The 22,116-nt window shown below is 53.3% G+C and carries 18 protein-coding genes; 11 read left to right on the top strand and 7 right to left on the bottom strand.

Annotated features, from left to right (window positions below):
• Nucleotides 1-15: 15 nt before the first annotated feature.
• From A6X21_RS04210 to A6X21_RS04200, 3 genes are all read right to left on the bottom strand, one after another.
• Nucleotides 16-399 carry a hypothetical protein gene (locus A6X21_RS04210; RefSeq protein WP_131818185.1) on the bottom strand — a complete coding sequence of 128 codons (384 nt, stop codon included), beginning with the start codon at nt 397-399 and terminating at the stop codon, nt 16-18.
• 83 nt (nt 400-482) lie between these two features.
• On the bottom strand, nt 483-1,019 hold the full coding sequence (locus tag A6X21_RS04205) for a hypothetical protein (protein ID WP_068846238.1): 537 nt from the start codon (nt 1,017-1,019) through the stop codon (nt 483-485).
• A 66-nt stretch (nt 1,020-1,085) separates the two neighbouring features.
• On the bottom strand, nt 1,086-2,483 hold the full coding sequence (locus A6X21_RS04200; protein ID WP_205847383.1) for a coproporphyrinogen-III oxidase family protein: 1,398 nt from the start codon (nt 2,481-2,483) through the stop codon (nt 1,086-1,088).
• Between the two features lie 550 nt (nt 2,484-3,033).
• Here A6X21_RS04200 and A6X21_RS04195 point away from each other — a divergent pair.
• The 5 genes from A6X21_RS04195 to A6X21_RS04175 all read left to right on the top strand — a co-directional run bounded on the left by A6X21_RS04195 (nt 3,034) and on the right by A6X21_RS04175 (nt 9,460).
• Nucleotides 3,034-4,869 (top strand): Nramp family divalent metal transporter, encoded by a 1,836-nt coding sequence (locus A6X21_RS04195; RefSeq protein WP_068846237.1) that lies wholly within the window; start codon nt 3,034-3,036, stop codon nt 4,867-4,869.
• 203 nt (nt 4,870-5,072) lie between these two features.
• Complete coding sequence (locus tag A6X21_RS04190; RefSeq protein ID WP_068846236.1) at nt 5,073-6,458, top strand: formylglycine-generating enzyme family protein; 1,386 nt, start codon at nt 5,073-5,075, stop codon at nt 6,456-6,458.
• A 361-nt stretch (nt 6,459-6,819) separates the two neighbouring features.
• The gene (locus tag A6X21_RS04185; protein WP_110766431.1) at nt 6,820-7,080 is read left to right on the top strand and encodes an addiction module protein; all 261 of its coding nucleotides are present in this window, start codon (nt 6,820-6,822) and stop codon (nt 7,078-7,080) included.
• Nucleotides 7,077-7,385, top strand: coding sequence for a type II toxin-antitoxin system RelE/ParE family toxin (locus tag A6X21_RS04180; RefSeq protein WP_068846234.1), 309 nt, complete (start codon nt 7,077-7,079; stop codon nt 7,383-7,385). The genes A6X21_RS04185 and A6X21_RS04180 overlap by 4 nt, the downstream gene beginning before the upstream one ends.
• A gap of 266 nt (nt 7,386-7,651) precedes the next feature.
• Nucleotides 7,652-9,460, top strand: a complete 1,809-nt coding sequence (locus A6X21_RS04175) for a hypothetical protein (RefSeq protein WP_068846233.1) — start codon at nt 7,652-7,654, stop codon at nt 9,458-9,460.
• A gap of 115 nt (nt 9,461-9,575) precedes the next feature.
• On the opposite strand, the gene A6X21_RS04170 is transcribed toward A6X21_RS04175, so the two are convergent.
• Nucleotides 9,576-11,276, bottom strand: a complete 1,701-nt coding sequence (locus A6X21_RS04170; protein WP_240490154.1) for a sigma-54-dependent transcriptional regulator — start codon at nt 11,274-11,276, stop codon at nt 9,576-9,578.
• 442 nt (nt 11,277-11,718) lie between these two features.
• Here A6X21_RS04170 and A6X21_RS04165 point away from each other — a divergent pair, with 442 nt between their 5' ends.
• The gene (locus A6X21_RS04165) at nt 11,719-13,032 is read left to right on the top strand and encodes an MFS transporter (protein ID WP_068846232.1); all 1,314 of its coding nucleotides are present in this window, start codon (nt 11,719-11,721) and stop codon (nt 13,030-13,032) included.
• Between the two features lie 157 nt (nt 13,033-13,189).
• On the opposite strand, the gene A6X21_RS24550 is transcribed toward A6X21_RS04165, so the two are convergent.
• Entirely contained in the window at nt 13,190-13,486 is a 297-nt protein-coding gene (locus A6X21_RS24550; protein ID WP_068846231.1) for a hypothetical protein, read from the bottom strand.
• Between the two features lie 752 nt (nt 13,487-14,238).
• On the opposite strand from A6X21_RS24550, the gene A6X21_RS04150 reads away from it, so the two are divergent.
• Complete coding sequence (locus A6X21_RS04150) at nt 14,239-15,462, top strand: pyridoxal phosphate-dependent aminotransferase (RefSeq protein ID WP_068846229.1); 1,224 nt, start codon at nt 14,239-14,241, stop codon at nt 15,460-15,462.
• Nucleotides 15,463-15,796: 334 nt separating this feature from the next.
• On the top strand, nt 15,797-16,861 hold the full coding sequence (locus A6X21_RS04145; RefSeq protein ID WP_068846591.1) for a 3-deoxy-7-phosphoheptulonate synthase: 1,065 nt from the start codon (nt 15,797-15,799) through the stop codon (nt 16,859-16,861).
• Nucleotides 16,862-16,929: 68 nt separating this feature from the next.
• Here the strand turns inward: A6X21_RS04145 and A6X21_RS04140 are convergent, their stop codons facing one another.
• Nucleotides 16,930-17,808 carry a HisA/HisF-related TIM barrel protein gene (locus A6X21_RS04140; RefSeq protein WP_068846228.1) on the bottom strand — a complete coding sequence of 293 codons (879 nt, stop codon included), beginning with the start codon at nt 17,806-17,808 and terminating at the stop codon, nt 16,930-16,932.
• 97 nt (nt 17,809-17,905) lie between these two features.
• Here A6X21_RS04140 and moaC point away from each other — a divergent pair, with 97 nt between their 5' ends.
• Nucleotides 17,906-18,382 carry a cyclic pyranopterin monophosphate synthase MoaC gene (gene moaC / locus A6X21_RS04135; protein ID WP_068846590.1) on the top strand — a complete coding sequence of 159 codons (477 nt, stop codon included), beginning with the start codon at nt 17,906-17,908 and terminating at the stop codon, nt 18,380-18,382.
• Nucleotides 18,379-19,167 (top strand): hypothetical protein, encoded by a 789-nt coding sequence (locus A6X21_RS04130; RefSeq protein WP_068846227.1) that lies wholly within the window; start codon nt 18,379-18,381, stop codon nt 19,165-19,167. The genes moaC and A6X21_RS04130 overlap by 4 nt, the downstream gene beginning before the upstream one ends.
• Before the next feature lie 99 nt (nt 19,168-19,266).
• Here the strand turns inward: A6X21_RS04130 and A6X21_RS04125 are convergent, their stop codons facing one another.
• Nucleotides 19,267-19,614 (bottom strand): hypothetical protein, encoded by a 348-nt coding sequence (locus A6X21_RS04125; protein WP_131818184.1) that lies wholly within the window; start codon nt 19,612-19,614, stop codon nt 19,267-19,269.
• Between the two features lie 350 nt (nt 19,615-19,964).
• Here A6X21_RS04125 and A6X21_RS04120 point away from each other — a divergent pair, with 350 nt between their 5' ends.
• Nucleotides 19,965-22,013 (top strand): DUF1592 domain-containing protein, encoded by a 2,049-nt coding sequence (locus tag A6X21_RS04120; RefSeq protein ID WP_165603675.1) that lies wholly within the window; start codon nt 19,965-19,967, stop codon nt 22,011-22,013.
• Nucleotides 22,014-22,116 lie beyond the last annotated feature (103 nt).

Raw genomic sequence — 22,116 nt, 5'->3', positions numbered from 1 at the left:
AGTAAGCTGCCTCGCTCATTGTCTGACCGTCAATAACTCCTTCATAAGTTCATGATATTCATTTTCTGATAAATGATACTTGAATATTTCAGATAACCCCAAAATCTCTTGGCGAGACATGTACTGTGGTATCTTGGAGCGAACTAAAGACACGGTTGGCAGGTGTTCATAAAAGTGGCAACAGGTCGAGGTGGTCAATTCATCATTTCCAGAAGCTTCGCAAGTCCATCTGGCAAATTCGTACACGCCTTGAATTGTCATTTCGTCAACAGGATCTCGGTGTGCATCGACAAACAGCGCCCATAGATCGACCCATAGCATTCCGATGCTTTCCGATTGTTCGATCAGCTCGCGATACCTCGGAATCATATCAATACCAATTCGCCTCCACGCACTCATGGTGAGGTTTCCTCGACTGGCAAGTTTTCGTTTTTTGAGAAGCAGCATCCTCTGCAAATTGAATTAATCATGCCATCACCAAATCACCCCAATGGCCTCGAAACCTCCAACAAGTCAACAGCGGGTTGGTGGTCGCAGAAGAGGGTGGCGAGGCGGCCGTAGGTGGTGGTGCCGGCGGGAACCTCCATGAGGGCCGCCAGTTCTTCCCCCAGACTCAATTCGAGGATCGCATTGAGATCGACATGCCGGAGCAGGTTGTGGTTAATGAGAATGCGGCCCAAAGGTGTCTCTTCGGCCATGATCTCGTCACGAACCTGCTGCGAAACTGTGCGCAGGTCGAAGCGCACCAGCCCGAACTGCACCACCACACCGCTGGTGCTGCAACGCAGAATGATCTTCCGAAAGAGAATCGGACCTTCAAGATGCCGATCGAGCACTTCGACATCAACTCGATCTTTGTGAAAATTCTCCATGGCAACGGTCATGTGCTCGTGATGCACCAGCAGCCCGGCATAAGGCTCCGGAGTCACCGCTTGCGGCAGATGCACCGCTTTGGTGAAAAGCGGCGCAGCCGATCGAAACGGATTCATGAGAGCATCGAGAGAGTGCAGTGCATTCATCGTGAAGGCCAATCACTCGGGAACAGATCTTACCAGAAGCACGGGAACTGACTTCGAGATGACAACTCAGGTGTAACGAACGGCACGGTGTTCGGGTTCGAAGTATTCCGGGAGCAGGCTATCAACCTGCAGCAGACCTTTTCTCGTCAGCCGCACGCGACCTTCTTCGACGACGAGGTAGCCCCGGGCCGCCTGATTGGCTAATGGCGTACGGAACTCCTCCAGTGGATTGACGCCAAACTTGTCGGTGAACGGTGCGGCACTCACCTGACCTTCTTTCATCTGCAGCACCCATTCACGAATCAGTCGTTGATGTGGCGTGGGTTCGAGAGCGCGATTGACAGGAAGTTCACCCCGCTCAACAGTTGCCAGATAATCTTCAATGCGATCGAGATTCTGATAGTGGACACCCTGCAGATGGCCAAACGAAGAAACTCCAATCGCCAGAAGATCGCAGCCACGCCAGACATTATCACGATAGACAAACTGATCGGTCGTGGGATTCTTAACAAGCTCGTTGCCACTGGAGATGTGGTAGCCATCTTCGCCCAGAGCATCCATCGCTTCACTCACCCAGCGGCGTTTGGTCGCCCAATCGGCCACTGGTGAAGCTGTGCCAAGCTCTTTCATTTCTTTGGAGATAATCGTGTTAAAGGGGAGTTCCATCTGATAAATCGTCACGTTCTGAGCAGCCAGTTTGCGGGCTTCACGAATATTCATGGCCCAGTTCTCATCGGTCTCGCCAATCATCCCGGCAATGAGATCGATGTTCACCTGGGGGAAGCCCGCCTTCTGAATCCACTCGTAAGCGCGGTAGACTTCGGGTGTCTTATGGGCCCGGCCATTTTCTTCGAGGATCTGGTCATTAAAGTTCTCGACACCCAGGGACACGCGCGTGATGCCGATGTCTTTCAGCGTGGCGACTTTCTCTTCGTGCAAGGTGCCGGGCTCGCACTCGAAGGTCACTTCTTCGGCATCATCCCAACTGATATGGGCACTCAACTTCTCGCGAAGAAAACGGAGTTGTTTGGAACTCAAATAAGAAGGGGTTCCCCCACCAAAGTAGACAAACTTGAGTTTGCGGCCCTTGATGGCTGGCAACTGGCTGACCAGTTCCACTTCTCGAGCCAGAGCTTCGACGTACTGTTCAATCGCTTTGGCATTCTGATTGGTATAAACGCGAAAGTAACAGAATTTGCAGCGTTTACGGCAGAAGGGAATGTGCAGATACAGCCCGAGTGGAGCCTTCGATGCCGGAGGTGCAGCCATCACCTCTTTCAGGCGGGGCAGGTAACTCGATTGCCAGAGGGAAAACGGCGGGTAGTTCGAGATGAAGTAACTTCCCACCTCAGTCGTCTGAGCCTTGGGTGTGTCGATCTGGATGTCGTCACAACCGCCGGTGGCAGGACTTTCGGGATTCAGAACCGGGAGTGTTTCGGCTGGAAGGACAGTGTTGGTCGTCATGCAAAACTCACCGAAGTCGAAGTGGCGGCGGGCGGGAGAGTGAACGAGGAATAACTGACTGTGCAGATCTTGTCGCGATGCAGTTTTTCTTGATGCCATGCAAAAGTCTGTAATGAAAAGTCTAACCGCTTTTGCAGTGATCCCTTACAGAAAAGTTGCCTGACGAGGCCGACTTTCGGGAACTCGAAGGTGTTGTCGTGTTCATCGCACGATGTTTCCGAGCATAACAGGGCAACCAGTCAGAATTCACACAACCACCCTGCCTGTCGCAATTGGCACGGGATTGCAGACGTTTCGAATGTTCGAATGGATTCAAAAATCATGGGAGTTCACGACGAGATCGGAAAATGGTTCCTAAAGGTGCGGGTCATTGATTGCAGAGAGTGACGCATTCGTCTAGGTTCATTCGTTGATGGATTCCTGGCCCGGCTCAGCCTCTAAAGGTACCGGGGCATTGGGCTCTCGAAATCCATGCACAAAGGATGTAAACGCCTGGCGTGATGTTTCATATATGCTTTTCGCGTAAGAAGTTATGTCGGAGAACTGCTGAATGACAGCGACACCCCCAGAGGAGACGATCCGGGCTGCCACGACTTCCAGTGAGCCTGTGACCGAACTGGCACCCCACCCGGGTGTGGCCTCCATGCCTCGCTGGGATCTGGGAGATTTGCCCGCTCCGCCCGTGTTTAAGCTGAGGAATGTCGCCGGATTCATCGGCCCAGGAATTGTGCTCGGGGCTTCGGCCATCGGTGGCGGTGAGTGGCTGACTGGCCCACTCAACACGGCTCGCTTTGGCGGCGCACTGTTGTGGCTGTCGACCATCAGTATTCTTTGCCAGACACTCTATAACATCGAAATCAGCCGCTACACTCTCTATACCGGCGAGCCGATTTTTACAGGGAAGTTTCGACTTTTCCCCGGGCCATTGTTCTGGCTGTCATTCTACCTGCTGCTCGATTTTGGCTCGTTTTTGCCCTATCTGGCTTCGAATGCCGCCATTCCTCTGCTGGGGCTGTATCTGGGGTATGTGCCCGATTCCAAAGAGTATGAATGGTATCTGAAACTCCTGGGCTGCCTGATTCTCGTGGGTGTGATGCTCCCCATGAGTGTAGGCGGAAAAGTCTACCATTCGCTGAAAGCCGTCATGGTTTTCAAGCTGATCTTTGTGGTCAGCTTTCTGTTGATTCTGGCGGTCTGGTTCTCCACATTCGAAACATGGCGTGAGATTGGAACTGGCTTTTTCCAGTTCGGCAACATTCCCGTCGTGGCCGAAAATGATCTCAATGGAAATGGCATTCAGGATGCTGATGAAAAGCCACTCGGCCCGAATGTCAAAAACGTCTTTGTCGAGTTTTTTGGCGGTCGCGGATTCCCTGTCATCGATCTCAGCGTGATTGGCATTCTCGCGACGATGGCAGCAATCTCGGGGAATGGCGGCCTCACCAACACTCCCATGAGTAACTACACCCGCGATCAGGGTTGGGGCATGGGCCGCCATGTGGGAGCAATCCCGAGTTTTGTGGGTGGCCACGAAATTGCCTTGTCACATGTCGGGATGGTCTTCCGTCAAACCAAAGAAAACCTGGCTCACTGGAAGGGCTGGCTCAAGCACGTGCGGCGTGAACAACTCATGATCTGGATGCCCGCCTGCTTTATCGGCCTGGCACTTCCGAGCATGCTCTCGGTGCAGTTTTTGCCAAGAGGAACTGTGCTGGTCGATAAATGGGCTTCAGCCGGCATGACTGCCAATGGTGTGGCTGAAGCCGTGAGTGGTGTCCCAGCCGCCAGGCTGTTTCCTCAGGCGGCCGTGATTTCCAAAGGTGGGACACAAACCCCGGAGGCCGCCCCTTCGAGTGAAGCTCAGGCAGCCGAAGATGCCAAGCTGCCACCCATTACCGGCAGCCAGCGCGCCTGGGGAAAAACCTTCTGGGCGTTGACTCTCTTTTGCGGATTTCTGGTGCTGGCCACCAGTTGTGCATCGACGGCGGAAGGGACTTTACGCCGCTGGGTCGATGTCACCTGGACAGCCAGTTCGCACATGCGGAAGATCGATCCGAAACATATCGGCACGCTCTACTTTATTGTGCTCTGGGTCTACACCGGAGTCGGGATTTTTATGCTGCTCACCATCAAGGGAGACAGCCTGCTCACCTTTGCCGGGATGCTTTATAATTACGCGTTGGGAGTCAGTTGCTTTCACACCTTGTTCGTGAATGCCTTCCTGCTGCCCAGGGCAATACGGCCCGGCATTGCTGTCCTCACAGGGCTCTTCCTGGGTGGAGTATTCTTTATGTTTATCGCCATTCTGGCCACGTATGCCGAGTGGGGGAACATCATGAAGATATTCTCTCCCGTGAAAGCGACCGTCGCCTTCTGGTTTTCGTGAGATCGTGCGCTGCGGAGAATTCCATCACTGCGAATCCTCGCTGGCGATGAACTTTTCCTCATAGAGCACGGAACTCCTGACGGGCAGTTGCCTTTCAGCGATTTCTCCATCAGACTGAGATGCATACGGCAGGCTCCATCCTGTCGTATTCCAAAAAAGTGATGGCGTGATTGCAGGGTAGGTTTTGCCTGCGGAGTATCGTTATGGCATGGCTTATCGAACAGGCTGGTTCAAAAAATCTAATGAGTTCCTTTGCCCGGGTGACTGATGGCTGGCAGGGAATCAGGCCATGCCCCCTGTTGTCGCTGGCCCTGTTATCGCTGGCACCCTGGTTGCTGACGGGTTGCGGCGGTGGCACAAAGCCACCAGCACCCGCCGCCCCGGTCGCTCCACCACCGGTCGCCATCAAAACGGTGAAGCCCGCTGCTCCTGATCCTGCTGAGAACCGGCCGGACGCAGCCGCACCCGTCGAAGGTGAAGCTGCAGGTGGCCCGGCCATGGCACCACCGGGAGAACATCCCGCAAATGTGTTTGATTTCGTCGCACCGGGCTCAATCAACAGCGTGACATCATCAAAACCACTTCCGCATGAAATCGATCAGTTTGTGATTGCACAGGTGGCAGATCAGGCGGGTGCGACCAGCTTTGTCGTGACAGAAATCCCTGCCACCACCGACACGGTCAGTTCAAACGATGCCTCTGGAAACCCCGTAAATCTTCAGGGAAATCGCTTACCTGCAGGGTTCGTCCCTGTTCCAGGGACAGGGTTATCGCCGGACGGCTGGCCCAGGCGGATCATCTGCCAATACGACGGCAGCCTGATGGCCTACATCCCACCCGGGCCTGCCAGGCTCGGCTCCAATGACGGCCCCGCCAATGCCCGGCCTGAAGCCACGGTTCTGCTCGATGGCTATTACATCAATGTTTTTGAAACGACAGTCGCTGAATACAAGCGTTACCGCGATGAGATGAAGGCCAAAAACAAGAACAGCTTCGCGGCGATCAATGAGACGGCTGATCCACGCCAGCCAGTCCTGGGAATTCCCTGGGGTGTGGCCAGCGCGTACGCCAAGTGGTCCGGTCGGGATCTTCCTACAGAAGCGGAGTTTGAAAAAGCTGCCCGTGGTCCGGATGGATTTCGAGCCCCATGGGGCAACACCCGGGCCATCTGGCCCGAGCCGCGCACCACCAAAACATTGGCCAATGTCGGCAAATTCAGCAGCGACCAGAGTATTTACGGCATCTACGACCTCGCTGGAAATGCTCATGAATGGGTCGCCGACTGGCACGATGACAACAGCCACGCTGAAGCTGCCAAAATGCGCGATGGTGTCAAAAACTGGACGGGTGCCAAAAAGCCAAAGATCACCAGCCAGCACACAGTGAAAGGCTGTTTGAATGATTGGGATGTCACAGCGCGGGAAGGTCGATTGATGACCGAAAAATTCCCCGATGTCGGTTTCCGCACAGTCCTGCGCGTTGGCGGAGGAAATCCCGGACAACCTGCCGCTACTCCACCCAACACACCCAACACGAAGCCCGCAAACCCCAACCGCCCCCCCAATCCACCACGCAACAACGCATTTTAGGGCGATCTCAAACCGACCTGCCGATGATCAACTTCACCACGCGTCCGCGCATCACCTGCTCCGCTTGATCACCCTTCGTGCCATGCTCACGGCTCGGAGTGAGCATGCGGGATTTGCGTGTGGTATTGATCGTTGAAAGACAAAAACACATGCTTGCTCAGAGCCGCAAGCATGGCACAAATACCAACTGACAATGCATTGATTCGTGTGTAACATGACACATGCCAATTGAAAGCGAGACTTCCTGGCAGCGTACTTTCTGTGACGTCGTCACCTCGTCCATCACATCGAACAAAGTGCTCGACGGATCGAGAGAGATAAGTGACAATTGAGAATACAATTTTTGAAGGAGGAAGCCATCATGACGCTGAGAGATCAAATCCTGCAGCAGGCCCTCACCCTTCCCTTTGAAGACCGGGAGTACCTGGCCGAACAATTGGGTGACAGTCTGCAGGCTGGAAGATTTGCCACAGAGGAAATTGGCAAGTCTTGGTCCCAGGAAATTGACCAGAGAATTGCAGCCTTCGATCGCAGCGAATCGACGACAATCGAGCTTGATACAGCAGTTCAGAAAATGCGTGATGCAGTCGCTGCTTATCAGAACCACAGGGCCGCCCAGTGATTTTTCGCATTCTGCCAGAAGCACTCCAGGAAGCGAACGAAGCCGCAATCTGGTACAGCGATCGCCAATCCACCTTGGGTGCCAGTTTCATCGCAGCTATCGAACAAGCCTTTCAGGCCATCCAATTGACCCCTGGCATACTCACCCCTCTCGAAACTTACGAGGGCCGGCACGACATCCGCCGCCTACAGTTAAAGCGATTTCCCTACCTCGTGATTTGCCTCTACAGACCCGATGAAATTCTCGTTGTGGCCATTGCCCATACGAGACGCCACCCCAATTATTGGTCAGACCGAGTGACCTAGCACAGGACGACTGGAGTGCTCCCAGTGATTTTTGTCGCGGCTAGAATGAAGCAGAAAGAGCGAGAGAAGGCGATTGCAGAAGCGTCTCGCAAGACCTCCGGAGCCGAGTCATTTCAAAACCACCTCTGCCTCAACTTGCCTTTCCAAATGCGCCAAAAGCAGAGGCAAGCATCCTTATTCTACGAACAGCTATGATGGCAACTGCCTTTTAAGATTCTTCGCGAACGCGTCTCATTAATATCGCAACGCAAGCAAACTACTAAGAAATGAAGAACCTTTGGCTTCCACCAAGACTGACGGGAGAATCAAGCTTTCAGCAACTGAGCCACTACATTGGGATCGAAGAACTCAATGGAGTCAAACCGGCCGTCCCAGACCTGATATCTCAACTATCAGTACTACCTCAATCGAAGGCACTGGCCTGGCTTTGTTGGTTGTCGAGCTACATTTCCCAGCCAGAGAACAAAGATATACAGGCACAGATCAATCTCTGCAAGGAATTCCTTCCCCCACATTTCCAAGACGCCTATCGAAGGCACATAGAAAGCGAAACGCATGAGCTAGGCAGCCCAGGAAGGCTGTTCCATATTCAACAAATCTGGTTAATGGTTCAAATGACCGTCATCTGCTGTAAGGACGAAACCGTAGAAATTCCGCATATGGAATTCGTTCACAAGATAGCAGTCGCCTCATTAATGGCAAACACCATACTAATACAGATCGACGATGTCGTCCGCCCGGAACCCTTGGAAGAGAACAACTTCGAGCAGTGGTGCATTGCAAATTTCTTGCCTTTGCACGGAGTGAATACAGAGATTGATACGCTGTATCGAAGCCATACAATCTGGTTTGAATCTGCCAAAAGCAAACAAGTCATCGAGAACGCAAGTCAACTCGGCATCGAACCTCAACTGGAAAATGCCTTTTCAACAGCACATGGAATATCACTGAAGGAATTCTTCACACTCTTGGTGGCAATTCGCATATTCTTTGAATCACAGATTCTAAAGGATCCAACCTCCCCACATCTTTGGGATGCCACCAGTCATTTCGGCGAAGCATTTAATGCTGATTTTATAAAAATTGCCATGCCGCTCATCTCTCAGACTCCAAAGGAATTGTCTATTCGCCTCATGGGAAATCGACAATCGTGGGCAACCGACTTATCGCCGCTTCGCGACTATCCACTGCTTCAGATATCGGATGGGAAATACTGCTGCCCAGACCTAAGCCTCCTTCGAAACGCTGTTGCAGACCGAACTTCAAAACTGTTGGCTGACGCGTATCCGCCACAGAAGTTTCGAAGTTTGTACGGAAGGATTTTTGAAGATTACCTCCAGCGAATAGTCGATGATTTCGCACCGCGTTCCGAGACTCTGGTATCCCATTCTTTCTTTGGGCCAAAGTTCAATGGAGGGAATGACGAAGCTGGTGACTGCATCCTGCACTATGATGATGTTGCTATTGTTATGGAATGGAAATCAAACAGATTGTCCGCGCACCAAAAATATGGTGCATCCGCTACAGATCTCGCTCAGGGAATCAGAGATATTCTTGCCAAATCCACGGAGAAGAACGGAAAGGAGAACCAAAGGAAAGGTGTTAGGCAGCTTTGCACTGTTATAAAGAGGATGTTAAGTGGAGAATTAGTGCGTGCTGAGAATCAGCAGCCAACAGATTTATCGCGGTGTTCAATGTACTTCCCTGTAGTAGTCGTTGCTGAAGAGGCACTCGCAATGAACTGCTCAAGAGATCTCATTCAAGAGAGATTCAATGAATTTCTAAGAACAGCACAATGTGACACTACTAGAATCGGGCCTGTAATGATCTTTTCTATTACAGATTTTGAGATATTGCAGGCGGTAGCTTGTAGAAAGCCAGTCAGAAGACTTTTTGAGGGTTTTGGGGCATATTTGAAAGATCATGGCACGGGAAACCCGAGTGGTGGGTTCAGCGAGTATGTTTACAACACAAGTTGTGACACTTCGCTGTTGCCGATTCGAAATAGATCCATATATCAAATATATGCTGATGAACTGATATCGCGGCTTGATAGTAACAATAATAAGCAATGAGCGTTCATGACCACTTACCTAACAAGATGAAAAGCCCCGGGCGTTATGCAGAATGACGGGGCTCTTTATATTCTGGGATGATTTTTTATGTAGGCCTCTAAATAGTCGCTGCGGGCTAGCTTCCGATGCCGTAGCGTTTCATCTTGTTGTAGAGTGTCACGCGGCTGATACCTAAATCCTTGGCGGTTCGTGTTCTGCTAAAACTGTTCTTGAAGAGAGCCTGTTCAATAATCTCTTTTTCTGTCAGCGCAATCTGCCCTTCCAGGCTCTGCCTGGGTGTCGCTGTGGTGACGAACTGATGCCCCAGATCGACGGAAGGATCGTTCGTCGGCCCGGCATAACCTCCCACAATATGGGAAGGAAGATGCTCAGCCCGCAGTACGCCATCGCGGCAATAGATCACCGCCCGCTGGATGACATGTTCCAGCTCGCGGACGTTCCCAGGCCAGGGGTATCCCAACAGAGCTTCGAACAGACCCGGGTCGATCTCGCGAATCGTCACTCCATGCTTCTGCACAAACTGCCTGACGAACCGCCGGGCCAGAGGAACAATATCGACCTTGCGATGCCGCAGTGGCGGGATGTTAAACTTGAGCATATTGAGGCGATAGTAGAGATCGGGGCGGAAGCGGCCCTGTTCGACCAGCGGCTGCAATTCGAGGTTACTCGCGACGATCAGCCGGGCCTGCGAGCGAAGTGTCTGGTTCGAACCGACAGGTTCAAACTCACCGGTTTCAATGACTCTCAGCAGCTTAACCTGCTGTTCGAGGCCGAGGACATCGATTTCGTCGAGCAGTAGTGACCCGCGTTTGGCAGCAATGAACTTGCCCTCTTTATCGGCATGGGCACTCGTGAAAGAGCCTTTCATGTGGCCGAAGAGTTCACTTTCGATCAGGTCATCAGGAAGAGCACCGCAGGCGACAGGCAGGAATGGATCGGTTCGCCGGGGTGAGGCTTCGTGAATGAGTCTCGAAAGATAGGTCTTTCCCGCACCGGTCTCTCCAATGAGCATGATGGTAACATCGTGGCGGGCCGCGATTTCGAGGTCAGCCAGCATTTGCTGGAGCTGTGGTGAACTTGTTTCAAACCGGCGGCTGATGCTCCCTGCGGCCGTGTCGAGCATGGCACTCTCGTGGGCGGGAACTGTACTTCGCGTTGATGAGGTGCTCGTGATGGCGGCCCGTGGTGTACTCACAGGCGTGTTTCGTGCAGCCGGATACTGAGGATCTGCGTTTGCACTCGCCTGACCTCTGGATAATGTCGAGGGTTCTGCCGGGGCCACGCGATCGGCCAGTTCCCGGAAGGTCTGAGCCAGGATCTGTGAATCGACACGACCCTTGAAGTGTGTCAGATCGGTTTCGTCGACGCGGGCCTGCAGTGGTTCCGGGCAGCGATCGGGAGTCAGCAGAGCAATTCGCAGAGCAGGGAATCGTTCTTGCAGAAGTGACAGCAAACGGGCCTCGGCCATCCCGGTGTGAGATGTCCGGCGGAAGTCGGCCACAAAACCTTGAGGTGTGACGGTCCGAAGAAGATCCTGCACTTCTTCGGTCGTATCGCACGCACGAACATCGACCCGGCCCTGCAGCGCGGAGGGGAGTTCGACGGCCAGTTGCTGATCGCACGAAAGGACAACGATGACAGGTTTGTTCATGGCGAGAGACCCAGGGTTGAGTGTGCCGTCAATTGCTTGATGAAAAATCGATGGAAACGCAGCGGTTTGATTGCACCACTTGACGGTGCGTAAAGGAGAGAGAACAAACGCCGCGCCACATTCCTGAACAGAGGCATCTCCGGGGACTTTCAACGCTCGCAACATGTTTCACTTCAACACGTTACGGCATTTTTATTGTGCGATTAAAACCAGCATCGCGGCGGTTGCATGTTGCCGGAAGACCACAGAGAAGCGTGGCATGTGGTGAATCATCCACGAATGTTGCCGAAGACCGACACGGCCAGCGCATCTGGAATTTTCTTGAACCGGCGGGAGGCGAGGTGTGTCCCGATGAAGTGATCAAATCAGGCCTGCGGCAAGAGACCAGTCCCTGTGATTCCCAGTCACCGTGATTTTCTGGCGGGATCGAGAGAAAGCTCTCGTCAGGTGTTAGAACTGAGTCTTGATCGCGGTACTTGCTGATAACCCGGGGAGAGTTGCCGCCAGACAACATGTTCCATGGTGTCATCCATCTGGCTGGGTTGGCTGTTAACTGATGGACAGTTGGCAGTTGTGAGAATGAGTTCACTTTTCGATTGATGCCGTTATGCCGTCCGTTTTAATACCTGGTCAGCGCAGGGATGCTGCTGGTCGCTCGATGATTTCCATCGCTGATGAGGAACAAGTCGAGAGACGTTCGGCCCCGATTTTGAGGCCGATTGAAACCCGCTCGATCTCGCTGCTGACGATTGGACACGCCACGGTTGATCTCTGCCAGGGGCTTGTCCCGGCAATGGTTTCGTACCTGGTGCTTAGAGAAAACTACACTTACTTCATGAGTGCCTCGCTGGTGTTTGCCACTGCAGCGATGTCGTCGATTGTGCAACCTGTCTTCGGGCAGATGGCCGACCGTTTGAAGCTCCACTGGCTGCTTCCTGCGAGTGTGCTGCTGGCCGGAATTCCTCTTGGAATCGGCGCACAAAGCCCCAGTTATGGATTGCTGCTCTTTGCACTGGCACTGAGCGGTTTTGGGATTGCCGCCTTTCATCCTGAAGCAGCGAGGCAGGCTCATCTGGCAGCGGGCGATTATCGCACCACCGCCATGAGTTACTTCTCGCTGGGTGGAAGTATCGGGTTTGCCATGGCACCGGCCCTCGGCTGGTGGCTGCTCGAATCGAACGGCAGACTGGGGATGCTGTGGGTCATGCTCCCTGCCGCTATTGTGGCAGTACTGTTGGCCCGGCAATTTTCAATGTCTGCTTCGCCGTCGAGGCAAAGGCCACAGGTGGCGATTGCCCCAGCGAAAGACGATTGGTATGGCTTCGGCGTACTGACCATCAGTGTCGTCGCGCGATCGATTGTGTTCTTTGCGATCAACACGTTTCTGGCACTTTACTGGCGACAGCGCTGGGCGGCTGCAGGCAATTCCGCGAGTGCAGAATCGTTCGATCTGAATGTAATCCTGTCTTCGGGCACGACGATCTTATCGGTCTTTCTGGGAGCTGGAATCGGTGGCACAATTCTCGGGGGCTGGTTTGCCGACCGGTTCAGTCGCAGGGCCACTTTGATCACTGGCTTCGGGTTGTCGATGCTGACATTTCCGCTGATGGTGTGGTCGCCATCGATGGAGCTGGGGGCAGCGATGGTCGCTTTGACAGCAGTGCTGTTTTTCGCACCGGCCAGTCCGGCCGTCGTGCTAGGTCAGGAGTATCTGCCAAACCGGGTGGGCATGGCTTCCGGAGTGACGATCGGCCTGGCTGTAAGTGTGGGTGGCATGATTGTGCCACTCTTAGGTTGGCTGGGCGACGTTTATGGGCTGGGTGTGGTGTTTCTGCTGATGGAAGTGATGCTGGGTTTCTGCCTGATTTCGTCAGTCGCACTACCAAACCCACATTTCAGCACACGACTCGTGAAAACGTAATTGGTGGGCACGTGCCAGTCATCGGCCGTTAAAAAGCTAGAAGCCAGCAGATCACAAGGAAATGCCGGCTTCTCTGCTTTGTTGTTTCATGAACGGGGCCAATCGCGAGGGTGTCGGAGTGGCAAGCGAATGCTGTGTTCAGAGTGAGTGCTAAGCACTAGCTGGCAGCAGGTGTCTTAGGGGCAGCTGGCTTGGCAGCCTTAGGTGCCTTGGCAGGCTTTTCGGCCTTGGCGGCTGGAGCTGCCTTGGGCTTGGTGGACTTGGCTGGCTTTGCAGCGGGAGCAGCCTTAGTGGCCTTGGCAGGCTTAACGGCTGGTGCAGCCTTGGCAGGCTTTTCAGCCTTAGGCTTGGTCGACTTCGCTGGCTTTGCTGCGGCGGGCTTGGCGGCTGGAGCAGCCTTCTTTTCAACTGGCTTTTTCGCTGGAGCAGCCTTCGTCGTCGTTTTGGTCGCCATGCTCAATAACTCCTGTAGTGTCTGGACGCACTTAATACTCCCACGTTGAGATCATCTCGAGGGGAGTTCGCTCTAGCGTCCTTGGAGCGAGTTTTGCGCCTAACAGTCACACTCTCCGAGAAGAGTGAGGTTCATCCTTGAAACTTAGAACAGAGCCAACAGATTTAGTTTTAGGATGCTTCGCGAAACAGGTCAATCGGAATCTGTTTTATTGCAAAGGTTTATTGTCACTCGGTGCAACGCAACTTCTTTTCTCAGGGAATCACGGCTCGACGTAACTCTTTCGAAAACTGATTACGGCAAATTCTATCGGCCAAACTGGCTGGTAGGTTTGGGGGTTCTGTAACAAAATCAGCGATTTCGCGGAAAAAACCGGCTGTATCAGTTGCGTGATCCAGGCCTGCTGGCGGTGAAGTCGTCGATTGGAATCCATCGAACTGCCAGGTGGTATCGAAACACGGGGGAAACCGTCGCGAACCTCCCATCGATTCCAGGCGTCACAAACCGGCTGTCGATCGTTTCCAGGTATTCGACTGTCGTTTCCAAACGCTGCCATAAGGGGTCGTTCCTTGACGCTGGCGTCGACTCACCTGACAATCTCTGTATGCGACATTTGTCAGTGTGCGATATTTCGAGGTGGAACTCAGTTGAACATCAGCACACAGCCCTCAAACTTCTGACCCACCCATGAATCCTGAAGCCACGCTTCGAGATTCTTCTCCCGCTACTGTAAAGATAGAAAACTGCCTGCCATGCCCGCCATGACATTGTCTCCACTCGTGGAAGCCCTCAAGCCTTCAGCCACCTTAGCAGCTGCTGCCAAAGCACGAGAGCTGAAGAACAAAGGCGTCAAGGTTCTCGACTTCACGCTGGGCGAACCCGACTTCAATACTCCGGAGCACATCCAGGCGGCGGCGATCGAAGCGATGAAAGCCGGCAAAACGCATTACACACCTTCTGGTGGTATTGCCGAACTGAAGGAGGCTGTCTGTCGTGCTTACAAACGAGATTACAATCTCGACTACGCTCCCAACCAGGTGCTGATCTCGAATGGCGCCAAGCACTCGATTCATAACGTATTGGCGACACTTTGCGGCCCAGGTGATGAAGTCATCATCCCCACACCTTACTGGGTCAGTTATGGGGCACTGGTAGAACTGACAGGTGCCGTTCCTGTGCTTGTTGAAACCACAGAGGCCAGTGGCTTTGTGATGACCGCAGCGCAGTTTGAAGCCGCCATTACTCCTCGAACCAAGCTGCTGTTACTCAATAATCCCAGCAATCCGACCGGTGCGGCTTACACACCAGCTCAATTGGAAGCACTGGCCAAGGTTGCGGTGGCTCGCAATATTCCCGTGCTCTCGGATGAAATTTACGAGAAACTCATTTATCCCGGCAGCGAGTTCCGTTCTTTCGCCAGCTTCGGCCCCGAAGTCAAAGCCCTGACGATTATTGTCAGTGGTGTCAGTAAAGCTTATGCAATGACAGGCTGGCGTATTGGCTGGACAATCGGGCCTGCCGCCATCATCAAGGCCATGGATAACCTCCAAAGCCAGGAAACATCGAATCCTTGCAGCATCAGCCAGTATGCGGCTGTCACGGCACTCGATGGGCCCCAGGAATCTGTCGAAGCCATGCGCGTGGTCTTTGAACGCCGGCGGGAATATTCACTCAGCCGACTGCGTCCCTGGCAGGAACGGTTTGGTGTGACCTGTCCGCCCCCCGGTGGTGCGTTTTATATGTTCTTCAACATTTCATCGATGCTGAATCAGCCATTGGCGGGTGGGAAAATCGCGAAGGACGCCAGCGAGTTCTGCACCATCCTGCTCGAAGAAGCTCATGTCGCTCTGGTGACGGGTGATGCCTTTGGCGCTCCAGGCTTTGTGAGGCTTTCTTTCGCTACGGATGACGAAACACTCAAGCAAGGTTTTGATGCCATCGAGAAATTCCTCGCCAGTGCCGGATCCGCAAGTTAGTTACTTCGGAACCTGAGATGACCAGCAGAAGATGACTCGTGGGAAATCGATGGACGAGCACCAGAGCTCTCTTTTCTCTGGATAAGTTTCTTTGGCAAATTTCACTGGTGAATTTCGCTGGCAAACTCATCTGAAAACCGGCTCTGCGACTGTTCCGTCGTCTGGCTCTTACCTAAAATTATGAAAATGAGACTTTCATCACGATGCTTCAAACTTGTCGAATTCATCAGGCTTTGAACCCTTGCCAGATGAATTCCCCTGTTGAGTCATTCATGAAGTTTCGGCATACAAGCAATCAGGCTTCCCTGAGTTCTTTCACAGAATGTCGACTGTTATGCAACCGCTCCAAAACGTGAATGTTCGGGATACTGTGCCACTGATTGCCCCCCGATACCTGAAGTCGGAAGAAACGATTTCCGATTCCGCCATGCGAACTGTGGTCGAAGGTCGCGAAGCGATCAAGCGGATTCTCAGTGGCGAAGATTCCCGTCTCTTCGTGACTGTCGGCCCCTGTTCGATTCACGATCATGTGGCCGCTCTCGAATATGCCCGCAAGCTGCGGGAGCTGGCTGAAAAAGTCAAAAGTCACATGCTGATTGTGATGCGTGTCTATTTCGAAAAGCCACGCACAACCGTTGGTTGGAAAGGGCTGATCAACGACCCTCACCTCAATGAAACCTTCGATATCGCTACGGGTTTGCGGGCTGCCCGCCGCATTCTGCTGGAAGTGAATGATATGGGACTGCCAGCAGCAACCGAACTGCTCGAATCGATCACTCCTCAATACATTTCCGATCTGCTGGCCTTTGCGGCGATTGGTGCCCGCACCACAGAATCGCCCACTCATCGGCAGATGGCCAGCGGTCTTTCCATGCCAGTCGGTTACAAAAACGGCACGGACGGCACTTTGCAGGTCGCTCTCGATGCGATGCAGGCAGCTCGAACATCGCACAGTTTCCTGGGCATCGACTCCGAAGGGAAAACCTGCATCATCAACACCAAAGGGAACCCCTGGGGCATGCTCGTCCTGCGCGGTGGACGCACAGCTCCCAACTATGCACCAGAAAACGTGCAGGAAGCCGTTTCTAAACTCCGGGCACTCAATCTTTGTGACCGGATCATGGTGGATTGCAGCCATGCGAACTCGAACAAGGATTACACCAAGCAACACATTGTCTGGAACGATGTGATTCAGCGGCGTCTCGATGGAGAGACAGCACTCGCAGGAGTCATGGTGGAAAGCAACCTCTTCCCTGGCAGCCAGCCTCTCAAGAACCCTGCCGATTTGAAGTACGGTGTCTCGATTACCGACGGCTGTATTGGCTGGGAAGAAACCGAAGAACTCATCCTCTCAGCGTATGAAAAAATGAACCCCACACCGGCTGAGGTCACTGCCTGAGAAGAGACGACTCCATCAATATTGAGCAATTCTCTTTGAACAGCTTGCCATATTGTTTCAGGCATTCGTCAATGGGCGAACTGATCGGGTGTCATCGCACCTGTCATCAGTGCTGTGGCCACAAGCACACCACTCACCCCCTGTCTCTGCAATTGCCGAACATCCTTGGCTGTCCGCATGCCTCCACCAGCCAGAATGGTGGGGGTCCTTTTTGTTGGAACGGCCTGTGTGCCATGCTGGCAGCTTTGGGCAAGCCAGCTTTGACGACTTTCGGCAGGGTCTTCCCAGTCGTTACTCGTGTTTTCCAATGTTTCCTGGAGCCGTCGAATTTGCTCGGCTGTTGAACCGCCTGTGCTTTGCCCCACATCTGCCAGATCCAGCACGATCCAATGCGTCAACGACCAGGTTGAGAGTTGTCTGATGCAGTTGACCAGTCCCAACTGCTGAAGCTCATCCGAAGCCTGCCATTGCCCGTGGCGAAAATCGAGCGAGATCCATAATCGCTGAGGATCTTCAACTCGTGCGAGCAGTTTTCGCACCCACTCCATCGACGGCAAAGACTCTGTTCCCAGAATGACGTCGTACCCCAGTTCCATAGCAGCCAGAACAGCATCGATTTCCCGAAAGCCGGCATCAATCAGAATTCGTGGACCATCTCCCGACAAACGAGGCCAGTTGCTCGTTTGCGTCTGGCTGTCAATGATCCCATCGAGATCAGCCACATAAAGCCAATGCGGTTGCCAGACCCTGGTAAAGACTTCGGCCAGTTGTTGAGGTGTGAGTGGCTGATGGAAAAAATTCGTCCATGGTTGATAGTGGGCTCGATTTCCAGCAATGGCATGCACTGCCCAGCCATTACGAATATCAATAACCGGCACAACGACCGAGGCGTCGGCAGGCCTCGAATCGCAATGGGGATGACGAGTTTTTTCCGCAGGGATCTCCATCAACTTCACTCTTACAGGCAGGCAGATTCCGGGGAATCGAGTTAATCTGAATTACGACTGGGTGCTGGCTTCATTCCAGAATTTTGGATCTTGGATCATGACAGATTTGACGCATTTCGACAGCGAAGGGCACTCGCGGATGGTGAATGTCGGCCATAAACCTGTCACGGAGAGAACTGCCACAGCCGAAGGTTTTGTCACAGCTCACCCGGAGACAATCACTCGCATGGCAGGTGGAGGAACGTCCAAAGGAAACGTCCTGGAAGTTGCGCGTCTGGCAGGGATCATGGCGGCCAAAAAAACTGCCGACCTGATCCCACTCTGTCATCCTCTGGGACTTGATGCCGTCGAAATAGAATTTTCTTTCACATCACCGGTTGAACTTCGCATTGTGGCCACAGCCAGCCTGACAGCGAAAACAGGCGTCGAAATGGAAGCTCTCACGGCAGTTTCGATTGCCGCTCTCACTGTCTACGACATGTGCAAAAGTATCGATAAAGCCATGACGATCGGCCCGATTCGGCTCCTTTCTAAAACCGGTGGGAAATCTGGAAACTGGTCGGCACCCTCATGAATCCACTTTCTGAACTCTGGCAGACGCGTCTTGTCGCCAATGTTGCCTGCGATGTCTTCACACCTCCTGCGGTTAAGGCAACAATTGTGTTCCTCCATGGGATGGATGGCAACACGCTGGTCGACAACGAAGTGTGGTCACAAGAGGCACTGAAGGCGAGTGTGTCGATCATCGCGCCGCATGGCGAAGGCGAAGTCTTCGCTGATCAGCCCCTTGATCATACCACGGCTCCTTATTGCTGGTGGCTCGATGCGGGAGAAATGCCCATCGCCAAAAGTTCTTCTACAACCAGGATTCCCATTAGTCCCGAGGCCTGGCTGATCGATCAGCTTCAGCCTGACCTGCAGGAATCTGGCCTGCCTTACTTTCTTGTCGGTTACGAAGTGGGAGGGCAGGGGGCCTTGAGAGTGGCGTATCGGCATGCTCGAAAGTTTCCCATCGTTGCCGCGATTGCTCCCAAGGTTGATCTGCATAACATTTTTGGCCTGGGAACATCACTCGACCGCTTATTCTCGAGCGCAGAAATGGTCCGCCAGCAAGAAGCGACCGTCTGGCTCAATCCATTGCTGCGTCCCAACCATCAACTCATTCTCTGCGACCCTGCCCATGACTTCTGCTTTCCCGGCTGCCAAACTTTGCTGACCAAATTGAGTTCGACAGGTTGTCCGCACGAGGTCAGCCTGGAAACGACTCCCGGGTCACAGTGGAATTCCGGGACACTATGGAATTGCGAGCTGAATGCTGCCGCAAAGCGAATTTTTGCTTTTCTGGGCCGGTTCACTTGAGCCAAGCACACCTTCAAGCATTTTTCCGTCGGAACGGGAGAAGGAGCAAAAACCCTCGTCAATTCCGCCCGAACGGCATGTTCCCAGATGGAATATCAATCAGGCATCGCTATCGAAGAGTGTGCCACGTTCACCATCAGCATCGAGGGGATGCAGCGGGGGTTTGTGGATCGCCTGATGGCTTTCGCTGGCCCCGGGCTGCTCTGCAGGTGGTTCTTCGTTGGCAGTCCAGGGCATGCGACCATCGGCATCGCGATCATCGACGCCGTGATTTTCGGCCAGATCGCCAATCGATTTTTCATTGAGTTGTGCGATGGAAAGATCGCGGTTGGCATCGCTGCTGGCTGTAGCCCTTTGATTCTGTGAGCCCTGCTGCTGGGCCGCTGGAACACCGGCCGCACCCGACACAAATGGCGAACCGTAACCTCCAAAGCCAATGGAACTCATGGCTGGTCTCCTTGCCTGTGCTGTATCTAAAAAGGCATTCCGTTCAATACCCATCATCCGTGACAAGTGTCTGGAGAGATTACGGAAAGAGCCAGTGGCATCCGTCATAAGCATTCGACTCTCATTGTCTCAGGTTTTGATGACTTTGGCCAAGTTTTTTTGAGAGATCGCACAGCAATGTTCCACCCAACAGCACACCCCAGATCTCTCGAAATAGAGGAGGCAAGTAAACAACATTGCAAATGCAGACTGGGGGGCCTAAACTTCATAAGCATCAACAACAGTTGATGATAGGCCTGCCTGATCTCCCGCCGACGGAATCCTGCCTTCCTCACAATCGATCAACTGCCATGCGCTGTATTGATTTCGACGATTTCTGTAACAACCGCATGCTGATGACTTTCAGCCAGGCTTGTTTACGTCGAGAGGTTATTTCTCAGCCATGCCGCCTGCATTTGTGGATGCTGATCGTGGGTTTCGGGCTGTTCACGTCGATGACCCATGCTGCTGACCCAGTAGCCTTTGATCGCGATGCTAAGCCTTATCTCAAAAAATATTGCTTCAGTTGCCACGACGATAAAAAAATGGAAGGCGAGCTGAATCTCGCCGTCTATAAAGAGCCGCAGCGAGTGCTGGAATCGCTCCCAAAATGGGAGACGATTATCCAGCGGGTCAAAGCTAAAGAGATGCCTCCCGAAGGGAGCCCTCAGCCATCCGAAGAAGAGTTCCAACGCTTCTTAAGCTGGTATGGCACACTCCCACGACCTGAGAACGAATGCCGCAATCTGGCGACCGATGCCACCCAGAATTTCTATCAAGGGTATGTGATGAGCCGTCGGCTCACACGGGCCGAGTATGCCAACAGTGTGCGGGATCTCTTCAATTACGACTTCCAGATTCTCCCACGCATCCCGGCTGATGGGGCCGGTGGCGAAGGTTTTGATACCAATGGCTCATCGCTCTTCACCTCAGCGATTCTGGCGGAAAAGTATCTTGACGTCGCCACTGATGTGGCCAGTCAGCTTCTGCCCGAAAACTTGCGTGAACAACCTGCGACCATGAAGCCGGGCGAGGGAAGTCCATCGACAAACCCACTGGAGACCGCGAGGCACAAGCTGCTGGCTCATTGGCCAGGTGCTGGCTTAACGCCACGAGAAGCCGCTCGATTGAACCTCGAGCCATTCGTCAAAAGAGCCTACAGGCGACCGATCCACAAAGAAGATCTTGAGCCGCTGCTGGCGTTGTTCGATCAGGCCTCCCAGCGGGGCGATCCCTTCCCGCAAGCCATGCGATTGCCCTTGATGGCGATTCTCATTTCGCCTCATTTTCTCTTTCTGGCAGAACCTGAGCCCAGTCAGGAAGGGGTGCATGCACTGCCCCCTTATCCCCTGGCATCGCGGCTTTCTTATTTCTTATGGTCGAGCCTGCCCGATGATGAACTTCTGCAACTGGCTGAATCGGGCCAATTGCTTCAGGACGACGTGCTCAAGGCGCAAGTCCGGCGCATGCTCGCCGATCCACGCGTACGTGGTCTGGGTGAAAATTTTGGCATGCAATGGCTGGGGCTATCTCAGTTCGGAGAAACCACCCGGCCCGATGCGAAGCTCTTTCCAGAGTTCGATCGTGATCTTCTGGAGGCCATGAGACAGGAAAGCATCGAAACTTTGACCGAGGTCTTCCGAAAGAATCGCAGTCTCCGCGACCTTCTGGTGGCCGACTATGTCTTCGTGAATGATCGACTGGCAGAACATTACGGCCTGCCCAAGCCCGGCTCAAACACGATGGTTCAGGTATCGCTCACCGATGATCAGAAGTACCGGGGCGGTCTTGTGACGCAGGGGGCTGTCATGGTGCATACTTCGTATCCATTTCGAACGAGTCCTGTCCTGCGTGGAAGATGGGTACTGGAAGAAGTGCTCGGTAGTAAAGTCCCGCCTCCACCTCCCGGCGTGCCACCATTGCCCGAACATGATCCAAACGCTCCACCATTATCTTTGCGGGAGCGATTGGAGAAGCATCGGCAGGATCCCGCCTGTGCAGCCTGCCATAACCGCATGGATCCCTTAGGGTTCGGCCTCGAAAACTTTGATGTGCTCGGGCGATTTCGAACGACTGAAGCAGGCCTCGCAATCGATGCCTCCGGCAAACTTCCCAGTGGAGAAAACTTCAGCGGCCCGGCCGAAATGAAACAGATTCTGCTCAAGCGCAAAGGAGAGTTTCTGCGGAATCTCACCAAGAAAATGCTCGGTTATGCCCTGGGGCGTGGTCTCAATAAGTTCGATCAATGTGTCATTAAGGAAACGCTCGAAGCTCTGAAATCCCATGATGATAAGTCAGGAGTGCTTGTTGAGCAGATTGTCCTGAGCTATCCGTTTCGCCACCGCTACACCAAGAAATAAATGATAAATCGATCATTTTGTGAACCACTACGGTTAAATCGGTAAGCGATTGCCGATCCCACATGCATAGAATATGAAGGGTCGGAATTCGGTACCGCCAGAG

The sequence above is a fragment of the Planctopirus hydrillae genome (assembly GCF_001707835.1).
Taxonomy (GTDB): domain Bacteria; phylum Planctomycetota; class Planctomycetia; order Planctomycetales; family Planctomycetaceae; genus Planctopirus; species Planctopirus hydrillae.
The sequence above is the reverse complement of the archived record's forward strand: the minus strand, read 5'-3'. Positions and strand labels throughout refer to the sequence as shown.